At 70.8% G+C, this 17,797-nt stretch carries 16 protein-coding genes and 1 pseudogene; 9 read left to right on the top strand and 8 right to left on the bottom strand.

Annotated elements, in window-relative coordinates; translation table 11 throughout:
• The first annotated feature begins 3 nt into the window (after positions 1-3).
• Positions 4-441, top strand: coding sequence for an HIT family protein (locus MOPEL_RS12670; protein WP_009483263.1), 438 nt, complete (start codon positions 4-6; stop codon positions 439-441).
• Between the two features lie 65 nt (positions 442-506).
• Here MOPEL_RS12670 and MOPEL_RS12675 read toward each other — a convergent pair whose 3' ends face one another.
• Entirely contained in the window at positions 507-878 is a 372-nt protein-coding gene (locus tag MOPEL_RS12675) for a hypothetical protein (protein ID WP_040634507.1), read from the bottom strand.
• A 311-nt stretch (positions 879-1,189) separates the two neighbouring features.
• Here MOPEL_RS12675 and MOPEL_RS12680 point away from each other — a divergent pair, with 311 nt between their 5' ends.
• From MOPEL_RS12680 to MOPEL_RS12700, 5 genes are all read left to right on the top strand, one after another.
• A complete protein-coding gene (locus tag MOPEL_RS12680; RefSeq protein WP_009483265.1) occupies positions 1,190-2,776 on the top strand; it encodes a peptide MFS transporter in 1,587 nt (528 codons plus the stop codon).
• A gap of 194 nt (positions 2,777-2,970) precedes the next feature.
• Positions 2,971-3,960, top strand: coding sequence for a siderophore ABC transporter substrate-binding protein (locus tag MOPEL_RS12685; RefSeq protein ID WP_009483266.1), 990 nt, complete (start codon positions 2,971-2,973; stop codon positions 3,958-3,960).
• Positions 3,957-4,994 carry an ABC transporter permease gene (locus MOPEL_RS12690; RefSeq protein WP_009483267.1) on the top strand — a complete coding sequence of 346 codons (1,038 nt, stop codon included), beginning with the start codon at positions 3,957-3,959 and terminating at the stop codon, positions 4,992-4,994. Before MOPEL_RS12685 ends, MOPEL_RS12690 begins: the two co-directional genes overlap by 4 nt.
• Positions 4,981-5,991, top strand: coding sequence for an iron chelate uptake ABC transporter family permease subunit (locus MOPEL_RS12695; RefSeq protein WP_009483268.1), 1,011 nt, complete (start codon positions 4,981-4,983; stop codon positions 5,989-5,991). The genes MOPEL_RS12690 and MOPEL_RS12695 overlap by 14 nt, the downstream gene beginning before the upstream one ends.
• A complete protein-coding gene (locus MOPEL_RS12700; RefSeq protein ID WP_009483269.1) occupies positions 5,988-6,770 on the top strand; it encodes an iron ABC transporter ATP-binding protein in 783 nt (260 codons plus the stop codon). Before MOPEL_RS12695 ends, MOPEL_RS12700 begins: the two co-directional genes overlap by 4 nt.
• Before the next feature lie 152 nt (positions 6,771-6,922).
• Here the strand turns inward: MOPEL_RS12700 and MOPEL_RS12705 are convergent, their stop codons facing one another.
• The 3 genes from MOPEL_RS12705 to MOPEL_RS12715 all read right to left on the bottom strand — a co-directional run bounded on the left by MOPEL_RS12705 (position 6,923) and on the right by MOPEL_RS12715 (position 13,329).
• On the bottom strand, positions 6,923-9,844 hold the full coding sequence (locus MOPEL_RS12705; protein WP_141631345.1) for an aconitate hydratase: 2,922 nt from the start codon (positions 9,842-9,844) through the stop codon (positions 6,923-6,925).
• 108 nt (positions 9,845-9,952) lie between these two features.
• On the bottom strand, positions 9,953-11,308 hold the full coding sequence (locus MOPEL_RS12710) for a class I SAM-dependent RNA methyltransferase (RefSeq protein ID WP_009483271.1): 1,356 nt from the start codon (positions 11,306-11,308) through the stop codon (positions 9,953-9,955).
• Positions 11,305-13,329, bottom strand: a complete 2,025-nt coding sequence (locus MOPEL_RS12715) for an APC family permease (RefSeq protein WP_009483272.1) — start codon at positions 13,327-13,329, stop codon at positions 11,305-11,307. The genes MOPEL_RS12710 and MOPEL_RS12715 overlap by 4 nt, the downstream gene beginning before the upstream one ends.
• Positions 13,330-13,410: 81 nt before the next feature.
• Between MOPEL_RS12715 and MOPEL_RS12720 the strand changes: the two genes are divergently transcribed.
• Positions 13,411-14,076 (top strand): potassium channel family protein, encoded by a 666-nt coding sequence (locus MOPEL_RS12720; protein ID WP_040634615.1) that lies wholly within the window; start codon positions 13,411-13,413, stop codon positions 14,074-14,076.
• A gap of 46 nt (positions 14,077-14,122) precedes the next feature.
• Positions 14,123-14,782 (top strand): annotated as a pseudogene (locus MOPEL_RS12725) (potassium channel family protein); the annotation flags it as partial.
• A 296-nt stretch (positions 14,783-15,078) separates the two neighbouring features.
• Here the strand turns inward: MOPEL_RS12725 and MOPEL_RS12730 are convergent.
• Genes MOPEL_RS12730 through MOPEL_RS12745 form a run of 4 tightly spaced genes read right to left on the bottom strand, consistent with a single transcriptional unit; the run spans position 15,079 to position 17,048 of the window.
• Entirely contained in the window at positions 15,079-15,438 is a 360-nt protein-coding gene (locus tag MOPEL_RS12730) for an OB-fold nucleic acid binding domain-containing protein (protein ID WP_009483275.1), read from the bottom strand.
• 18 nt (positions 15,439-15,456) lie between these two features.
• On the bottom strand, positions 15,457-16,200 hold the full coding sequence (locus MOPEL_RS12735) for a DUF3710 domain-containing protein (protein WP_009483276.1): 744 nt from the start codon (positions 16,198-16,200) through the stop codon (positions 15,457-15,459).
• A gap of 57 nt (positions 16,201-16,257) precedes the next feature.
• Complete coding sequence (dut, locus tag MOPEL_RS12740; RefSeq protein ID WP_009483277.1) at positions 16,258-16,758, bottom strand: dUTP diphosphatase; 501 nt, start codon at positions 16,756-16,758, stop codon at positions 16,258-16,260.
• Positions 16,746-17,048, bottom strand: a complete 303-nt coding sequence (locus MOPEL_RS12745; protein WP_009483278.1) for a DUF4193 domain-containing protein — start codon at positions 17,046-17,048, stop codon at positions 16,746-16,748. The genes dut and MOPEL_RS12745 overlap by 13 nt, the downstream gene beginning before the upstream one ends.
• A gap of 377 nt (positions 17,049-17,425) precedes the next feature.
• On the opposite strand from MOPEL_RS12745, the gene MOPEL_RS12750 reads away from it, so the two are divergent.
• Positions 17,426-17,617: a hypothetical protein gene (locus tag MOPEL_RS12750; RefSeq protein WP_009483279.1), complete on the top strand. Its 192-nt coding sequence runs from the start codon at positions 17,426-17,428 to the stop codon at positions 17,615-17,617.
• The last annotated feature ends 180 nt before the right edge of the window (positions 17,618-17,797 follow it).

Below are 17,797 nucleotides of genomic sequence, written 5' to 3' on the forward strand. Positions count from 1 at the left end.
TGCATGACGACGATCTTCACGCGCATCATCGACGGAGAGATCCCCGGCCGCTTCGTGTGGCAGGACGACACGTGCGTCGCGTTCCTCACCGCCGGCCCGATCACCGACGGGCACGCCCTCGTCGTGCCCCGGCAGGAGATCGACCACTGGCTCGACGCCGACGACGACCTCCTCGCCCACCTCACCGCCGTCGCGCGGCGCATCGGCACCGCGCAGCAGGAGGAGTGGGACAGCGCCCGCGTCGGGCTCCTCGTCCAGGGCTTCGAGATCCCCCACCTCCACGTCCACGTGTGGCCCGTGAACTCCCCCGAGGACTTCGACCTCCGCCGAGTCCAGCAGGACCCCGACCCCGCCCGCATGGACGAGGCCGCACACCGCCTGCGGGAGCGCCTCCGCAGCCTCGGCCACGGCGAACACGTCCCCACCGAGCCCCAGGACTGACACACGGCCCGATCGGCCCGCCGCGACGTCGCCCACCGACGGCACGGCGGCGGGCCGTTCGTGTCTCACAACCGGGGAGTGAACCGCTGCCCGTCGAGGGCGTCACGGACGAGCGAGGCGGCACGCACCGCGGCCCGCAACCTGAGCCCCTCACGTTCGAGGGTGCCGAGCACCTCCCGCAACGCCTCGGGAGGCACCCGCTCACCGAGATCGACCCGGGCCCGCCGATAGGCCTCCCGCATGACGGCGACCTGCCCTTCGACGTGCTGCACCGCGATCCACGCGAGCGCCCGGGGATGCCGACGCCACACGTCGTACCCGCGGTAGTCCGCGGGACAGAGGTCGAGCAGCCAACCCACCGCCGACTCCACGAAGTCGTCGTCACCGGGCGGCGGCACCTCCACCGGCCACCCCGGGGGTACGTGAACCTCGTCCATGCCCTCCACCGTGCCTGCTGCCACCGACAGTCGACGCCGCGGGCACGAGGCACCCCGGCCCCGGCCCCGGCCGCCCGGCCGCCCGCCACCGACGCGATCCCCCACGATCCCGCGCCCGGACCGCACACCCGGGACCCGTGACCCCCGAGTCGCGTACCCGGTGTGCCGCGGGTCACCCCTCTGTACAGTGAGCCCGCCGAGGCCGTTCCGTGCCTCGCGCGTCCGACCCGATAACCCGGGCGCCGGACGGTACGACACCCGGCCCACCCGTCGACGCGGGCGAGGCCTCGCGACGAGAGGCAGCCACCACCATGGCGACCACCCCCGACGCCCCTCCCCCCGTGGGGGCATCCCCGAGCCGCCCCTCCTCCCTCGAGGACCGCGGCTTCCTCGGCCACCCCAAGGGCCTCGCCTGGATGTTCCAGGTCGAACTATGGGAGCGGTTCTCCTACTACGGCATGAAGGCGATCCTCCTCTACTTCATCGTCGACACCATCGCCAACGGCGGCATGGGCATCTCCGAGAGCACCGGCGAGGCGATCGTCGCGACCTACGGCGCGGCGGTCTACCTCCTCGCGATCCCCGGCGGGATCGCCGCCGACCGCCTCCTCGGTGCATGGCGGTCCACGCTGTACGGCGGCATCATCATCATGTTGGGCCACATCTGCCTGGCCACCCCCACCCACGCCACCGCCTGGGTCGGCATCTGCCTCGTCGCGTTCGGCACCGGCTTCATCAAGCCGAACCTGTCGACGATGGTCGGTGAGCTGTACGACAAGGACGACCCGCGCCGCGACGCCGGTTTCCAGATCTTCTACATGTCGATCAACATCGGCGCGTTCTTCTCCCCGCTCCTCGTCGGCGTCATCCAGGCCCGCTGGGGCTACCACGCCGGGTTCTCCGTCGCGGCGTTCGGCATGGGTCTCGCGATCATCGCGTTCCTCATCGGCCGCCCGGCCCTCCACGGCGTCGGCTCCCAGGTGCCCAACCCGCTCACCGGCAAGGACGGCGCCCGCCTCGGCCTCGGCGCCCTTGCCGTCGTCGTGCTCTCCGCGGCCCTCTACCTCCTCTTCGTGTGGATGGAGAAGGGCGCTGTCACCTCCGCGATCGTCGACGTCGTCGCCACCCTGTCGATCATCGCGGCCGTCGGCTACTTCGCGACGATGTTCCGCAGCCCCAAGGTGAGCGACGCGGAACGCACCCACCTCCTCGCCTACCTGCCCCTGTGGGTCGGTGGCGCCCTGTTCTTCATGATCTTCGAGCAGGCCTCCGTGAAGATGGCGACGTTCGCCAAGGGCCACACGCAGCTCGACGTCGGCTCCTTCCACATCAACCCCGCCTGGTACCAGTCGATCAACCCGTTCGTCATCGTGCTCCTCGCGCCCGTCATCGGATGGTTCTTCACCCGCCGCGCGGGCCGGTTCCCGCAGACCCCGGCCAAGTTCGCTCTCGCAGTGACCGGCATCGGCCTCTCGGCCATCCTTGTCGGATGGGGTTTCGCCACGTGGCCCGGCGGGACGGCCCTCGCGCCGTTCTGGTTCCTCGCGCTCGCGTTCGCGCTCCAGACCGTCGCGGAGCTGTTCCTCTCGCCCGTCGGCCTGTCCGCGACGACGATGCTGGCCCCGCGGGCGTTCGCGAGCCAGGCGATGGCACTGTGGCTGCTTACCTCCGCCGTCGGTCAGGGCGTCGCGGCCCTCCTCATCAAGGCGATGGCCGGGCTGTCCAACTCGGTCTTCTACTACACGCTCGGTGGCATGACCCTCGTCACCGCTCTCGTCCTGTGGTTCCTCGTGCCGTGGACCCAGCGCAAGATGCAGGACATCGAGGACATGCGCCGCCAGGCCTCCGACGACGCCCGGGCCCGGCGCGCGAGCCGAGCCGCCACCGCCAGGCACTGACGCACCCTCTTGGCCCCGCACGCGGGCCGGCGACCACCTGGTCGCCGGCCCGCGTCGTCGTCTCCGGATGCGAGGACCCGCCACCGCCGGCGCGCGAGGAGCGGGCCGCCGAACCTCGTTGCGTGAGTGGAAGGCACCCTCGCAGGTCATGTTAGGTTTGCCTCACCTAATCGCCCCCGTCCGGAAAGACGACGATGTCACGCACGCTCGCGATCACCCTCTCCCTGACCGCCACCCTCGGACTCGCCGCCTGCGGCTCCCCCACCGACGAGAAGGCGGCCGCTACCGGCGCCGCCGCCTCCTCCTCTCCCGACGCCCAGGGCACGCTCACCGTGGCCTCGAAGGGAGGCGACGTCCAGGTCCCCCGCAACCCCCAGCGGGTCGTCGCCCTCGACAACACGTCCTTCGAGACGCTCCAGGCTTTCGGCATCACCCCCGTCGCCGCACCCAAGGGGCTCCTCCCCAAGGACCTCGACGCGTGGAAGAAGGACCCGAACGTCCTCGACGTCGGCAACCACCGCGAGCCCAAGCTCGAGGTCGTCGCCCAGGCCCGCCCCGACCTCATCGTCGGCGGCAAGCGGTTCGAGAAGGTCACCGATGACCTCCAGAAGCTCAGCCCCGTCGTCGACCTCGCCCCCGAGGTCGAGTCGCGCGACTACGTCGCCGACCTCAAGAAGCAGACGACCACCATCGGCGAGATCTTCGGCAGGCAGGCCGACGCGAAGGCGCTCAACGACGCCCTCGACGCCTCGGTGGCGAAGGCCGTGAAGGCCGCGAAGGCCACCTCCGGGCAGACCGTCTTCCTCGCCAACCACAACGGCGGAAAGATCGACAACGCCGCCGGACGCATCGGCGCGCTCCTCCAGCCGCTGCCGATGACCGAGGTGTTCGGCACGACGCCGAACTCCGAGTCGGTCCACCAGGACTCGAGCCTCTCCCCCGAGACGATCGCGGCGAAGAACCCCGACGTCATGATCGTCATGGACCGCGACGCGGCCGTCGCAAAGCCCGGCGAGACCGTCACGCCCGCCAGCAGGACGATCGAGGCGCAGAAGGCCTGGAAGAACACGACCTTCGCGAAGAACGGCGACATCGTGTACCTGCGCGACACGTTCTACACGACGGAGGGCATCCAGGCCTACACCGACGCCTACACGCGGATCGCCGAGACCCTGCAGCGGTGAGCACCCCGACCCTCACCCGTGGGCGGCCGGCCGAGTCCCTCGACACGGCCGCCCGCGGGGCACCGGTTCGTCGCGGCGGCACCCCCGCCCTGTGCGCGCTGTTCGCAGGCGTCGCCGTCCTCGTCGTCGCCTCGCTCCTCGTCGGCGGGTACGACATCGACCCCCGCGAGATGGCCGACGACCCCGAGCAGATGCGGATGTTCCTCGTCTCGCGCGTGCCCCGCACCCTCGCGCTGGTCCTCGCCGCCACGGTGATGAGCGTCTGCGGCGTCATCATGCAGATGATCACCCAGAACCGGTTCGTCGAACCGACGACCGCCGGCACGGCCGACTGGGCCGGGCTCGGCATCCTCCTCACGCTCGTCCTGTGGCCGGGCGCCCCCGTCCTCGCCCGCATGGCCCTCGCGAGTGCCGCCGCGTTCATCGGCACCCTCGTCTTCCTCGCGATCCTCCGTCGCATCGCCGTCCGCAACTCGGTCGTCGTCCCCCTCGCGGGGATCATGCTCGGCGCCGTCGTCGGGGCGATCTCGACGTTCCTCGCCGGACAGTTCTCGCTCCTGCAGTCGATGTCGGCGTGGCGTTCCGGCGGTTTCAGCTCGATCGTCGAGGGCTTCTACGAACCGCTCTGGGCCGTGCTCGTCGTCACCGCCCTCGCCTGGATCGCGGCGGACCGCTTCACCGTCGCCGGGCTCGGCGAGGACACGGCGACGAGTCTGGGCGTGAACTACCACGCCGTCGTGCTCCTCGGCACGTGCCTCGTCGCCCTCGCCACCGGGATCACGTCCGTCGTCGTCGGGTTCGTCCCGTTCCTCGGCCTCGTCGTGCCCAACCTCGTGTCGATGGTCCTCGGCGACGACCTGCGCCGGAACCTCCCCTGGGTGGCGCTCACCGGGACGGCGCTGCTGCTCGTCTGCGACCTCGTCGGCCGGGTCGTCGTCGCGCCGATGGAGATCCCCGCCTCGGTGATCCTCGGTGTCGTCGGCGCGGTCTTCTTCGTCGTCCTCGTCGTGAGGAGTCGTCGTGACGTCGGTTGACCTCGCCGCGCCCGCCACCGCTGCGCGGCCCGCCCGGGCCGATCGTCCGCCTCGTCCTGCCCTGCGCCTCGCCGTCGCCGCCGTGCTCGCCGCAGGATGTCTCGGCCTCTACCTCTTCGCGTCCATCGTCGGCCCGGTCGACTTCGCCCTCTCGCTGCGTCTGCCCACGGCGGCCGCGATCCTCGTCGCCGCCTTCACCCAGGCCCTCGCCACGGTCGTGTTCCACACCGTCACCGACAACCACATCCTCACCCCGTCGATCATGGGGTTCGACAGCCTCTTCGTCCTCGTCCAGACCCTGCTCGTCACCCTCTTCGGCGGTCTGATCCTCACCGACCTCGACGGCGTCCCCCTCCTCCTCGCCCAGACGGGCGTCATGGTCGGCTTCGCGCTCCTCCTCTACCGGTGGCTCTTCTCGGGCACCTTCGCGAGCCTCCACGTCCTCCTGCTCGTCGGGGTCGTCGTCGGCATGGCGTTCCGCAGCCTCTCGACGTTCCTCGAGCGGCTGCTCCACCCCACCGACCACGACCTCCTGTCCGTCGAACTCTTCGGCCGGATCACCGACGTCCGCACCGACACCCTTCCCCTCGCGTTCGCCGTCTGCGTCGGGGCCGGGATCGTCGCGTGGCGCCGCCGTCACACCCTCGACGCGCTCCTCCTCGGCCGTGAGGCGGCAAGCGGCATCGGCGTCGACCACCGGCGCGAGATGACGATCACCCTCGTCCTCGTCGCCGTCCTCGTGTCGTTCTCGACCGCCCTCGTGGGACCGCTCACCTTCTTCGGGTTCGTCGTCGCCACCCTGGCGTACCAGCTCACCGGCACCTACCGACACGCCGCCGTCGTCCCCATGGCCACCGCGCTCGGCGTGATCCTCCTCGCCGGCGGTCAGTTCCTCCTCCAGCACGTCTTCTACGCCGCCGGGTTCCTCACCGTGCTCATCGAGTTCGTCGGCGGCCTGTGCTTCCTCGTCCTGCTGCTCCGAAGGAGAAGCCTGTGATCACCTTCACCGACGTCACGAAGAGCTACGGGGCCACCCGGGTGCTCGGCCCCGTCAGCGGGACCATCCCCGACGGCGGCGTGACGAGCCTCGTCGGCCCCAACGGTGCCGGGAAGTCGACGCTCCTCATGATCCTCGGGCGCCTCCTCGACCCCACGACCGGCAGCGCGACCGTCGGTGGCCTCGACGTCGCCACCGCGCCCCGCCGGGACCTCGCCCGCACCCTCGCGATCCTCCGGCAGGACAACCACCTCACCGCGCGCCTCCGCGTCGAGGACCTCGTCGCGTTCGGGCGCTTCCCCCACTCGGGCGGCCGCCTCACCCCGGAGGACACCGACCACGTCGACCGGGCACTCGAGTTCCTCGACCTCCTGCCCTACCGGCGGCGGTTCCTCGACCAGCTCTCCGGCGGACAACGCCAGCGCGCGTTCGTCGCGATGACGATCGCGCAGGACACCGACCACCTGCTCCTCGACGAACCGCTCAACAACCTCGACATGGCCCATGCCGCGTCGATGATGCGGCTCGTGCGCCGCGCCGCCGACGAGCTCGGCAAGACCGTCGTCATGGTCGTCCACGACATCAACGTCGCCGCCGCCTACTCCGACCGCATCGTCGCGTTGCGCGACGGACGCATCGTCGCCGACGGCACCCCCGCGCAGATCATGGACCCCACGGTGCTCGGCGACGTCTTCGGCCTCCGCATCGCCGTGCACGACCTCGACGGCGACCTCGTCGCCCTCCACCACACCGGCGTCCCTCTCTCCGCCGTCTCCTGACCCTCTCGGGTCGACAGGACGGGCACGTGCGGCGCCGAGGAATCCCCGACCGGCACGGCGCCGACAGCACGGCGCCGGCGCTCGGAGGACCCGACACACACGGCGAGGGCCGCCCGGGCGAACCCGGACAGCCCTCGCGAGAGGCGCGTGCCTCAGTGCTCGACGAGCGAACGCAGCACGTACTGCAGGATGCCGTCGTTGAGGTAGTACTCCCGCTCTCCGGGGGTGTCGATGCGGACGACCGCGTCGAACTCGACCTGTTCGCCGCCATCCTTGGTGGCCGTGACCTTGACCGTCTTCGGCGTGCGGCCCTCGTTGAGCTCCGTGATGCCGGAGATGTCGAAGGTCTCGGTGCCGTCGAGGCCGAGGCTCTCGGCGTTCTCACCCTGGGGGAACTGCAGCGGCAGGACGCCCATACCGATGAGGTTCGAGCGGTGGATGCGCTCGTAGCTCTCGGCGACGACCGCCTTGACGCCGAGGAGACGCGTGCCCTTGGCCGCCCAGTCACGGGAGCTGCCCGAGCCGTACTCCTTGCCCGCGAGGACGACGAGCGGGATGCCCGCCTCCTGGTAATTGACGGACGCGTCGTAGATCGTGCTCTGCTCGCCACCGTTGGTGAAGTCGCGGGTGAAGCCGCCCTCGACGCCGTCGAGGAGCTGGTTCTTGAGGCGGATGTTCGCGAACGTGCCGCGGATCATCACCTCGTGGTTGCCACGACGCGACCCGTAGGAGTTGAAGTCCTTGCGGTCGACACCGTTCTCGGCGAGGTACGTGCCGGCCGGACTGTCGGGCTTGATCGCACCGGCAGGGCTGATGTGGTCGGTCGTCACCGAGTCGCCGAGTCTGGCCAGTACGCGGGCGCCCGAGATGTCGTTCACCGGGGTGAGCTCCATCGTCATGCCCTCGAAGTACGGAGGCTTGCGGACGTACGTGGACTGCGCGTCCCACTCGAACGTGTTGCCCGACGGGGTGTCGAGACCCTGCCAACGCTCGTCGCCGGCGAAGACGTCGGCGTACTGCGACGTGAACATGTCGCGATCGATCGAGTTCTCGATCGTCGACTGCACGTCCTCGCTGCTCGGCCAGATGTCGCGAAGGAAGACGTCGTTGCCCTCGGAGTCCTGCCCGAGGGGCTCGTTCTCGAAGTCGAAGTCCATCGTGCCCGCGAGCGCGTACGCGATGACGAGCGGCGGGGACGCGAGGTAGTTCATCTTGACGTCGGGGTTGATGCGGCCCTCGAAGTTGCGGTTGCCCGAGAGGACCGAGGTGACGGCGAGGTCGTTCTCGTTGATCGCCGCGGAGATCTCCTCCGGCAGCGGGCCGGAGTTGCCGATGCACGTGGTGCAACCGTAGCCGACGAGGTGGTAGCCGAGGTTCTCCAGCGCCGGCCAGAGACCCGCCTTCTCGTAGTACTCGGTGACGACCTTGGAGCCGGGCGCCATCGACGTCTTGACCCACGGCTTGACCTTCAGGCCCTTCTCGACCGCGTTCTTGGCGAGGAGACCCGCCGCGAGCATGACCGAGGGGTTGGACGTGTTGGTGCAGCTCGTGATCGAGGCGATCGAGACGATGCCGTGGTCGATCTCGAAGCTCTGGCCGTCGCGAGTGACGGTGACGGGGTTGGTCGCCCGGTCGATGCCCTTGCGCAGCGGGGGCGAGAGCACCGGCGCACCGTCGGCCTCGGAGACGTCGAACACGTCGTGCGAGGGGGCGTCGGAGGCCGGGAAGGACTCCATGAGCTCGGTGTCGACGCTGCTCTTGTCGATGCCGTTGCCGTCGATGACGTAGTTCTTGAGGTCGGCGGCGAACTGGGCCTTGGACTCCGAGAGCAGGATGCGGTCCTGCGGACGCTTGGGCCCGGCGATGCTCGGGACGACCGTGGAGAGGTCGAGCTCGAGCTGCTCGGAGAAGCGGATCTGCGCGCTCGGGTCGAGCCACATGCCCTGTTCCTTGGTGTACGCCTCGACGAGCGCGACCTGCTCGTCGCTGCGGCCGGTGAGGCGCAGGTAGTCGATCGTCTTGTCGTCGATCGGGAAGATCGCACAGGTCGAGCCGAACTCGGGGCTCATGTTGCCGATCGTCGCGCGGTTGGCGAGCGGGATCGAGGCGACGCCCTCCCCGTGGAACTCGACGAACTTGCCGACGACGCCGTGCTGGCGGAGCATCTGCGTGATCGTGAGGACGACGTCCGTCGCGGTGACGCCCGCGGGGATCTCGCCGGTGACCCTGAATCCCACGACCCGCGGGATGAGCATGGAGACGGGCTGGCCGAGCATCGCGGCCTCGGCCTCGATGCCGCCGACACCCCAGCCGAGGACGCCGAGACCGTTCTCCATCGTCGTGTGCGAGTCGGTGCCGATGCACGTGTCGGGGTAGGCGACGCCGTCGCGCTCCATGACGACCCGGGCCAGGTGCTCGATGTTGACCTGGTGGACGATGCCGGTGCCCGGGGGGACGACCTTGAAGTCGTCGAAGGCGCCCTGGCCCCAACGGAGGAACTGGTAGCGCTCGCCGTTGCGGTCGTATTCGTACTCGACGTTGCGCTCGAAGGCGTCGCGACGGCCGAAGACGTCGATCTGCACCGAGTGGTCGATGACGAGCTCGGCGGGGCTGAGCGGGTTGATGCGCTCGGGGTCGCCACCGAGGTCGGCCGCGGCCTCCCGCATGGTGGCGAGGTCGACGATGCACGGCACGCCGGTGAAGTCCTGCATGATCACGCGGGCGGGCGTGAACTGGATCTCGGTGTCGGGCTGGGCGTTCTCGTCCCAGTTGCCGATGGCGCGGATGTGGTCGGCGGTGATGTTCGCGCCGTCCTCCGTACGCAGCAGGTTCTCGAGGAGGACCTTGAGGCTGTACGGGAGGGTCTTGCTGCCCTCGACCTTGTCGATGCGGAAGATGTCGTACTTCTTGCCGCGGACTTCGAGCGTGTCCTTGGCCTGGAAGCTGTCCTGACTCACCTGTACTCCTTCGCGTTGAGTCCCGCGCGCCCGGTTCCACGCGCGTCCGGCGTCGTCGCCCGGCCCTCGGCCGGGCAGCTCCACCGAGTCTCTCGATATCGAGACATCTACGGTCATTCAATCACATGCGTCGTGGCGGACGACCGCGTCACTCCCGATCCTCTCGCAGTTCGGGTGCCGACGCGGCCCAACCCGCCGACCGATCCACGCGGCCCCCCGTGAGGCTCAGGCCGAGGGGACGAGCAGCGCGATCGTCTCGACGTGATGGGTCATGGGGAACGCATCGAACGCGACGACGTCGGCGAGTTCGTAGCCGTGCCCGGCGGCGGTGGCGATGTCTCGGGCGAGGGCCGCGGGATCGCACGCGACGTAGGCGATCGCCCGCGGGTGCAGCGCGGCGAGGGCCTGCACGACGTCCGCTCCGGCGCCGGTGCGCGGCGGGTCGAGCACGACGAGGTCGACCTCGTCCCCGCCCTCGACGAGGGGGGCGAGCTCGCGGGCGACGTCACCGTGACGGACCTCGAGCTGTTCGACGTCGGGCGTGAGCGCGGCGAGCGAGACGCAGGCCCGTTCGTCGCCCTCGATCGCGAGGACGGCACCGTCCGGGCCGACGGCGTCGACGATCGCCCGGGCGAAGAGGCCCACGCCGGCGTAGAGATCGAGTGCCCGCTCCCCCGGCTCCGGTCGCAGCAGACCGAGGACGTGGTCGACGAACGTCGCCGCCGCACCGGGGTGGACCTGCCAGAAACCGCGGGCGTGGACCTCGAAGTCGCCCTGCCACGCGGCGGCGTCGACGTGTTCGACGACGCACTGCTCCCCCGCCTCGACGCCGTCGATCTCGACGACGACGTCGTCCTCGACGGGGATCGGCACGAGGGTCGGCTCGCCCACCGAGGGGGCGACGACGTCGACGGCACGCATCCCGCTCCAATCGGCGTCGAGCACGCCGGTGCCGACGACGCCCTCGGTGGCGATGGGGCAGTCGGCGAGGGGGATGACGTCGTGGCTGCGCTGCGGCCGCAGACCGGCGCGTCCGGCCTCGTCGACGGCGAACTCGACGCGGGTGCGCCACCGCAGACCGTCGGTGTCGCCCGGGACGGGGCGGACCTCGAGGTCACGGTCGATCTTGGCGAGCCGCGAGAGCTGGGTCCGCACGACCTGCGCCTTGAGGTGCCGCTGACGCGGGAGCGTGACGTGCTGGAAGTCGCACCCCCCGCAGCCGCCGGGCACGGCGACCGGGCAGCGGGGCTCAACGCGATCCTCGGAGGGGGTGAGCACCTCGACGGCGTCGGCGAAGACGAACCGGTCGCCCTCCCGTCCCTTGGTGACGACGGCGCGCACCCGCTCGCCGGGGATGCCGTGGCGGACGAAGACGACCTGGCCCTCGACCCGGCCGACGCAGCGTCCGCCGTGGGCGATGTCGGTGAGGTCCAGTTCCGCCTCGGCGCCGACGAGCGACTCCTTGTTCGGGGCGGGTGGCCGTTCGCGCCCGCGACGCCGATCGCCTCCTGCGCTCCGTTCCCGCCGGGGGCCGCCGCTGCGCCCCCGCCCGTCCCGTCGTGCGTCGTGTCCGTCGCTCATGCCTGACCGCCTCCCGGTCCATGCACCGTCTCCGGTGCGCCTGTCGCTCCGATGTACCTGTCCTCCACGCCCTCCGAGCTCCGGAGCTGCCACGGCACGGAGACGACCATGACGCCGGGGGTGAAGAGGAGCGCCGCCTTGAGTCGCAGGGCGCTCTGGTTGTGGAGGATGTGCTCCCACCAGTGACCGACGACGTACTCCGGCACGTAGACCGTGACGACGTCGCGGGGGTTGCTGCTGCGGATCGACCGGACGTAGTCGGTGACCGGCCGGGTGATCTCGCGATAGGGCGAGTCGAGGAGCTTGAGCGGGACGGGCACCTGGAGGGCGTCCCACTCGGCGATGAGCTCGTCGCTGCGTTCCTGGTCGACGGCGACCGACACCGCCTCGAGGACGGAGGGCCGGCAGGCCCGCGCGTAGGCGAGGGCCCGCGTCGTCGGCTTGTGGAGCTTGCTCACGAGGACGACGGCGTGCACGTGGGAGGGCAGCGCCCGCTCCGTCCGCGCGTCGGGCGAGAGTTCGAGCTCCTCCGACACGCGCCGGTAGTGCTTGTCGATCGCGAGCATGATGAAGAAGAGGACGATCATCGCGGCGATCGCGAACCCGGCGCCGCGGACGAACTTCGTCGCGAGGACGACGAGGAGGACGACGCCCGACATCGTCGCGCCGACGACGTTGACGACGCGTGACCGCATCATCCGGGCCCGCTCCTTGGGGTCGTTCTCCTCGTCGAGGCGCCGGTTCCAGTGCCGCACCATGCCGATCTGGCTGAGGGTGAACGACACGAAGACGCCGACGATGTAGAGCTGGATGAGCTGCGTCACCTCGGCGTCGTACACGAAGATGAGGAGCATCGCCGCGCCCGCGAGGATGAGGATGCCGTTGCTGAAGGCGAGGCGGTCGCCACGCTGGGAGAGCTGCCGCGGCAGGAACCCGTCCTTGGCGAGCACCGAGGCGAGCACGGGGAACCCGCTGAACGCCGTGTTCGCGGCGAGGATGAGGATGATGCCGGTGCAGATCGCGATGAACGCGACGCCGAGCGGGAACCCGTCGAAGACGGTCGTCGCGAGCTGCCCGATGATCGTCTCCTGCACGTAGGAGGGCCCGACCGGGACACCGTCGCGGTACAGCTGGGTCGCGGGGTTCTCCGCGAACTGCACGCCCGTGCGGCGGGCGAGCGAGATGATCGACATGAGCATGACGACGGAGATCGTGCCCATCATGACGAGCGTCGTCGCGGCGTTGCGGCTCTTCGGCGGTTTGAACGCGGGCACACCGTTGCTGATCGCCTCGACGCCCGTGAGCGCGGCACAGCCCGACGAGAACGCCCGCAGCATGAGGAACATGAACGCGACACCCGTGAGCAGTTCGTACCCCGGCTCGGGACGCAGCTCGAACCCGGCGCTGGGCGCCTGCGGCAGGGTGCCCGTCGCCGCCCGCACGTTGCCCCAGATCGTCATCCCGAGGATGCCGATCATGAACGCGTACGTGGGGATCGCGAACGCCGTGCCCGACTCGCGCACGCCGCGCAGGTTGATCGTCGTGAGGAGCGCGACGAGCCCGAGCGCCACCCACACCTCGTGGCCCCGGACGAACGGTAGCGCCGCCGCGGCGTTCTGCACGCCGGAGCTCACCGACACGGCCACCGTGAGCACGTAGTCGACGAGCAGTGCGCTCGCCACCGTGACGCCCGCACGCGGTCCGAGATTGACGGTCGCCACCTCGTAGTCACCGCCGCCGGAGGGGTAGGCGTGGACGTTCTGGCGGTAGCTCATGACGACGACGACCATGACGAACACGACGCCGAGACCGATCTGCCAGCTGTGCAGCGCGACCATCGTCCCACCCGCGATCGCGAGGGTCAGGAAGATCTCGTCGGGAGCGTACGCGACGGAGGACAACGCGTCGCTCGCGAACACCGGCAGCGCGATGCGCTTCGGCAGCAACGTCTCTCCCAGGCGATCGCTACGGATCGCGCGACCGACGAGCAGTCGCTTGAGGGCACGGGTCAGATCGGACACACCCCCAAATGTAGGCCCGCCGGGGCCTCGGACGCGCACGGGTGGCGACGACCCTCGCCGTCACCGGCTAGCGTGGGATCCGTGCACTTCGTCATCATGGGATGCGGCCGTGTCGGCGCCGCTCTCGCGCTCAGTCTCGAGGCCCGGGGGCACGACGTCGCCGTCATCGACCGCGACAAGGCCGCCTTCCGTCGCCTCGGCCCCGACTTCGACGGCCGCCGCGTCACCGGTGTGGGATTCGACCGCGACACCCTCGTCAAGGCCGGCATCGAGCACGCCTACGCGTTCGCGGCGGTGAGCAGCGGCGACAACAGCAACATCCTCGCCGCCCGTGTCGCGCGCGAGACGTACGGCGTCGACAACGTCGTCGCCCGCATCTACGACCCCGGCCGCGCCGAGGTCTACCAGCGCCTCGGGATCCCCACGGTCGGCACGGTGCGATGGACCTCCGACCGCATCCTGCGGCGGCTCCTCCCCCTCGGTGCGGTGCCCGTCTACACCGACCCGAGCGGCAGGGTCGTCCTCGCCGAGGTCCCCGCCCACGAGGCGTGGATCGGCCACCGGATGAGCGAGATGGAGTCGGCCTGTGGCGCCCGCATCGCCTACTTCACCCGACTCGACCGGGGCATGCTCCCCACGCCGACGACCGTCTACCAGGAGCTCGACGTGCTCCACGTCCTCTGCCAGGCCGACGAACTCCCCCAGGTCTCCGGCGTGCTCCTCGAACCGCCTGCGCGGCCGGACTGACCCGCTCGCCCGAGCTCGCCGGACCGATCCCCCCGAAAGGACCCCCATGCGCGTCGTCATCGCCGGAGCCGGAAGCGTCGGTCGCTCCATCGCGCGCGAACTCATCGAGAACGGCCACGAGGTCCTCCTCATCGACAACGACGCCGAGGACGTCCAGTCCTCCCGCGTGCCGGACGCCTCCTGGCTCCTCGCCGACGCCTGCGAGCTCACGGCCCTCGACGACGCCGGGCTCGACAACTGCGACGTCGTCGTCGCGGCCACCGGCGACGACAAGGCGAACCTCGTCGTCTCCCTCCTCGCCAAGACGGAGTTCGGCGTCCCGCGCACCGTCGCCCGCGTCAACAACCCGAAGAACGAGTGGCTCTTCGACTCGACCTGGGGCGTCGACGTCGCGGTCTCGACGCCGCGACTCATGACCGCCCTCATCGAGGAGGCCGTGAGCGTCGGTGACCTCGTACGGATCTTCGAGTTCTCCCGGTCGCAGGCGATCCTCGTCGAGCTCACCCTCCCCGAGGGCAGCCCGTGGACGGGTCGGCTGGTCGCGGACGTGCCGTGGCCGGCGGACACCGTGCTCACCTGTCTCGTGCGGGAGCAGCGCGCCATCGCCCCCAGCGGGGACGACGTGCTCGAGGTCGGGGACGAGCTCATCCTCGTCACCGCCGTCGACAAGGAACGCGAGCTCGCACGGCTGCTCAACCCCGCCTCGGTGCGCCTCGACGACGAGGACGACACGTCGGGAGGAGCACACGGCGTCGGCGGTCACCCGGGGTGGACCCCCGTGGGCGAACTCGCGCCGGATGCCCGGCTCCTCCTCACCACGGAGGGTGTCGTCGAGATGGGCCCCGACTCCCCCCACCCCGGCGACGCCGACACCTCGACCACCGCGGCGGTCGACGACGAGTCGCGTGCGTCGACGGCTCCGACCGAGGACACCCCGCCTCCGGCCTCGGTCTGGGCACCCGGGCGCGACCGGCCCTCCGGTCGGTCCCGCCGGGGCGACGATCAGGTGGGCAGGATCTCGTAGTCGGGGTTGAAGATCGTCCGCACGCCGCGTCGGCGGCTCATGCGGCCGCGCACGCGCAGGGTCGTCCCGGGTCGGATCCCCGGGATCGACCTGCGTCCCAGCCAGACGACGTCGAGCGTGCCGGAGCCGTCGTACAACTCGACGACGAGCTCCAGGGGCCCTCCGGTCGACGGAGGATGGGTGAGGTTGCGCACGACGCCGCACACCTCCGCAGGCCGACGGTCCTCCACGTCGGCGATGGGGGTGCCGTGCGCCCCCGTGCGACTCCGGACCTCCCGCGCCTCGTGCTCCTGCACGCGCCCGGCGATGCGGTCACGCAGGCGGTGGAGCAGGTTCATCGGTGGTTCCCGCTCACGTCAGCGGATCTCCGTGATCTCCGGGCCTCGCGTGAAGGGGTCGAGGTCGTCGGCGCTGCGTGCGTCTGCCTCGGACGGGGCCTCGACGCCGTCGTCCGGCAGGCGTAGGGCGAGGAGCTCGCGCGGCCCCATGGGTTCGTGACCACGGTCGACGACGACGTGCGCGAACACCGTGCGCAGCGGGGCCGCGGCCGACGGGTCCTGGGCCGCGCGTCCGCTGAGGACACCACGGAGGAACCAGCGCGGACCGTCGCAGCCGAGGAAGCGCATGAGCGTGCCGTTCGCCGAGACGACGAGTTCGGTGCCGAAGTCGCCCTGCTCCTCGGTCGCCGTGCCGCCCCGACCGGCGATGCCTTCGGCGATCTCGGTGCGGATCTCGTCCCAGATCCCGGAGGACTTGGGCGCGGCGAACGCCTGGAGCTGGAGGGTGGAGTCGCCCAGGACGACCTGGACCGCCGCCACCTGGCTCTGGGTCTGGTCCATCTCGAACGTGAGCATGAGCCCCTCGAACGCCGGGATCCACACGGCTCCGAGACGGACGTATCCCTCGGGGTCGGTGACGTCGGCCGCGTCGTAGGGCCCCCGGCCCACGTCCTCGGCGTCGACGGCGTGGTCGATCGGAGCCATCTCGTCGGGGGCGTCGGCCACCGGCGCGTCGCCCGCCCGGGCGTCGACGACCTCCGCGCCCGAAGGTTCGGACGCCTGCGTGTCGTCGTTCTTCCTGCCGCGGCGGAACCACGCCATGTCGATCTCCTCCTCGTGGGCACCCCCGGGTGCCGTCCCTCGCTGTGGACCGGCGGATCAGCCCGTCCCGGACCCGAATCCGCCGCTGTCGCCATGTCCAGTGTCACCCCTGAGGGTGTCCGAAAGCACATCGGCCTCGACGAACCGCACCGGTGGGACGGACATGAAGAGGATCTGGGCGATGCGGTCGCCGCGGCGCAGCACGACCTCCTCGGCGCCGAGATTGACGAGATTCACCTTGATCTCGCCGCGGTAACCCGCGTCGATCGTGCCCGGCGCGTTGAGGACGGTGATGCCGTGGCGCGCCGCGAGTCCCGAGCGCGGGTGGACGAGGCCCACCCATCCCGTCGGGATCTCCATCGCGACGCCGGTGCCGACGAGCCCGCAGGCCCCCGGCGCAAGCGTGAGGTCGTCGACGGCGAAGAGATCGGCCCCGGCGTCGTCGGCGTGGACGCGCCGGGGGAGCGGCAGTTCCGCGTCGAGGCGTCGGACACGGATGCCGAGCCCACCGCCGTCGACGTCCCGGCCCGCCGCGCCGTCCGGCGTCAGCTCGCGCATTCGCGGCACACGGGCAGGCCGTTGACCTCCTTGGCGAGCTGGCTGCGGTGGTGCACGAGGAAGCAGCGGGAGCACGTGAACTCGTCGGCCTGCTTGGGCACGACGCGGACGGAGTACTCCTCGCCGGAGAGGTCGGCGCCGGGCAGCTCGAACGATTCGGCCTGCTCGGCGTCGTCGACGTCGACGCTGGAGGCGGACTTGTCGACTCGCCGCGACTTCAGCTCCTCGATGCTGTCCTCGCCGAGCTCGTCGTCGTCGGTCTTGCGGGGTGCGTCGTAGTCAGTGGCCATCCGGCTCGTCTCTCCTCGTCATCTCTTCAACACGGTCCGGCGCGGGCCGTCACCGGACCCGTGCGCCAGGTGGCACAACGTTTCCGACGCCGGGATTGTGCCCCATCGTGGGGGGCGAGAGTACCCCGGCCGCCCACCTGTCTTCCGGCGGACCCGTCGAACGGTGTCCCCGCAGGCTCACCAGGGCTTTTCCTGGACGGACGACCGGGAGTCCCCGGGCCGTCACCCGATCGTCGTCCGGCGGTGGTCACGAGTGGTCCCCGACGTCGTCTAGTCTCGGCGCGGACGTCGTCCACGCCCCGCCCGCATCCCGGACGGCCCGACCCGGGCCCTCCCCGCCGGCGAGGCCTCCCCGTAGACACCTCAGGAGGTGGGTCATGACCGAACTCCAGATGCAGATCGTTCACCGGGCGCAGGAGGCGCTGGCATCCTTGCAGGCCGCCGAGGCGGAGCAGGACCTTCACCTCGCGCACATCCGGCTCGGCGAGCTCGAGTCCCTCGCCCGCACCGCGGACGAGCACGACCTCGACGTGCCGCAGCTGCGCCCCTACGCGCCGCAGGTGGCCTGACCGTCCCGACCGGCACGTCCGGCACGGGCGAGACGCTCGCCGCACACGCGCACGGGCCCGACCCCCACGCCGACGGGGGTCGGGCCCGTGCGTCGTCGTGGGTCACCTCGGGTCACCGGTGCCATCTCGACGCTCCGGTGTGGGCGGTTCGCGCGACGGCGGGGCCGCGTGCGGCGCCGG

This window comes from Mobilicoccus pelagius NBRC 104925 (genome assembly GCF_000247995.1).
Taxonomy (GTDB): domain Bacteria; phylum Actinomycetota; class Actinomycetes; order Actinomycetales; family Dermatophilaceae; genus Mobilicoccus; species Mobilicoccus pelagius.

Coding starts and splice junctions, on each gene's coding strand:
- MOPEL_RS12745 (WP_009483278.1), bottom strand. CDS start 17,048: ATGGCCACTGACTACGACGCACCCCGCAAGACCGACGACGACGAGCTC.
- dut (WP_009483277.1), bottom strand. CDS start 16,758: ATGCGCGAGCTGACGCCGGACGGCGCGGCGGGCCGGGACGTCGACGGC.
- MOPEL_RS12685 (WP_009483266.1), top strand. CDS start 2,971: ATGTCACGCACGCTCGCGATCACCCTCTCCCTGACCGCCACCCTCGGA.
- MOPEL_RS12730 (WP_009483275.1), bottom strand. CDS start 15,438: ATGAACCTGCTCCACCGCCTGCGTGACCGCATCGCCGGGCGCGTGCAG.
- MOPEL_RS12680 (WP_009483265.1), top strand. CDS start 1,190: ATGGCGACCACCCCCGACGCCCCTCCCCCCGTGGGGGCATCCCCGAGC.
- MOPEL_RS12705 (WP_141631345.1), bottom strand. CDS start 9,844: ATGACCGTAGATGTCTCGATATCGAGAGACTCGGTGGAGCTGCCCGGC.
- MOPEL_RS12735 (WP_009483276.1), bottom strand. CDS start 16,200: ATGGCGTGGTTCCGCCGCGGCAGGAAGAACGACGACACGCAGGCGTCC.
- MOPEL_RS12750 (WP_009483279.1), top strand. CDS start 17,426: ATGACCGAACTCCAGATGCAGATCGTTCACCGGGCGCAGGAGGCGCTG.
- MOPEL_RS12710 (WP_009483271.1), bottom strand. CDS start 11,308: ATGAGCGACGGACACGACGCACGACGGGACGGGCGGGGGCGCAGCGGC.
- MOPEL_RS12670 (WP_009483263.1), top strand. CDS start 4: ATGACGACGATCTTCACGCGCATCATCGACGGAGAGATCCCCGGCCGC.
- MOPEL_RS12675 (WP_040634507.1), bottom strand. CDS start 878: ATGGACGAGGTTCACGTACCCCCGGGGTGGCCGGTGGAGGTGCCGCCG.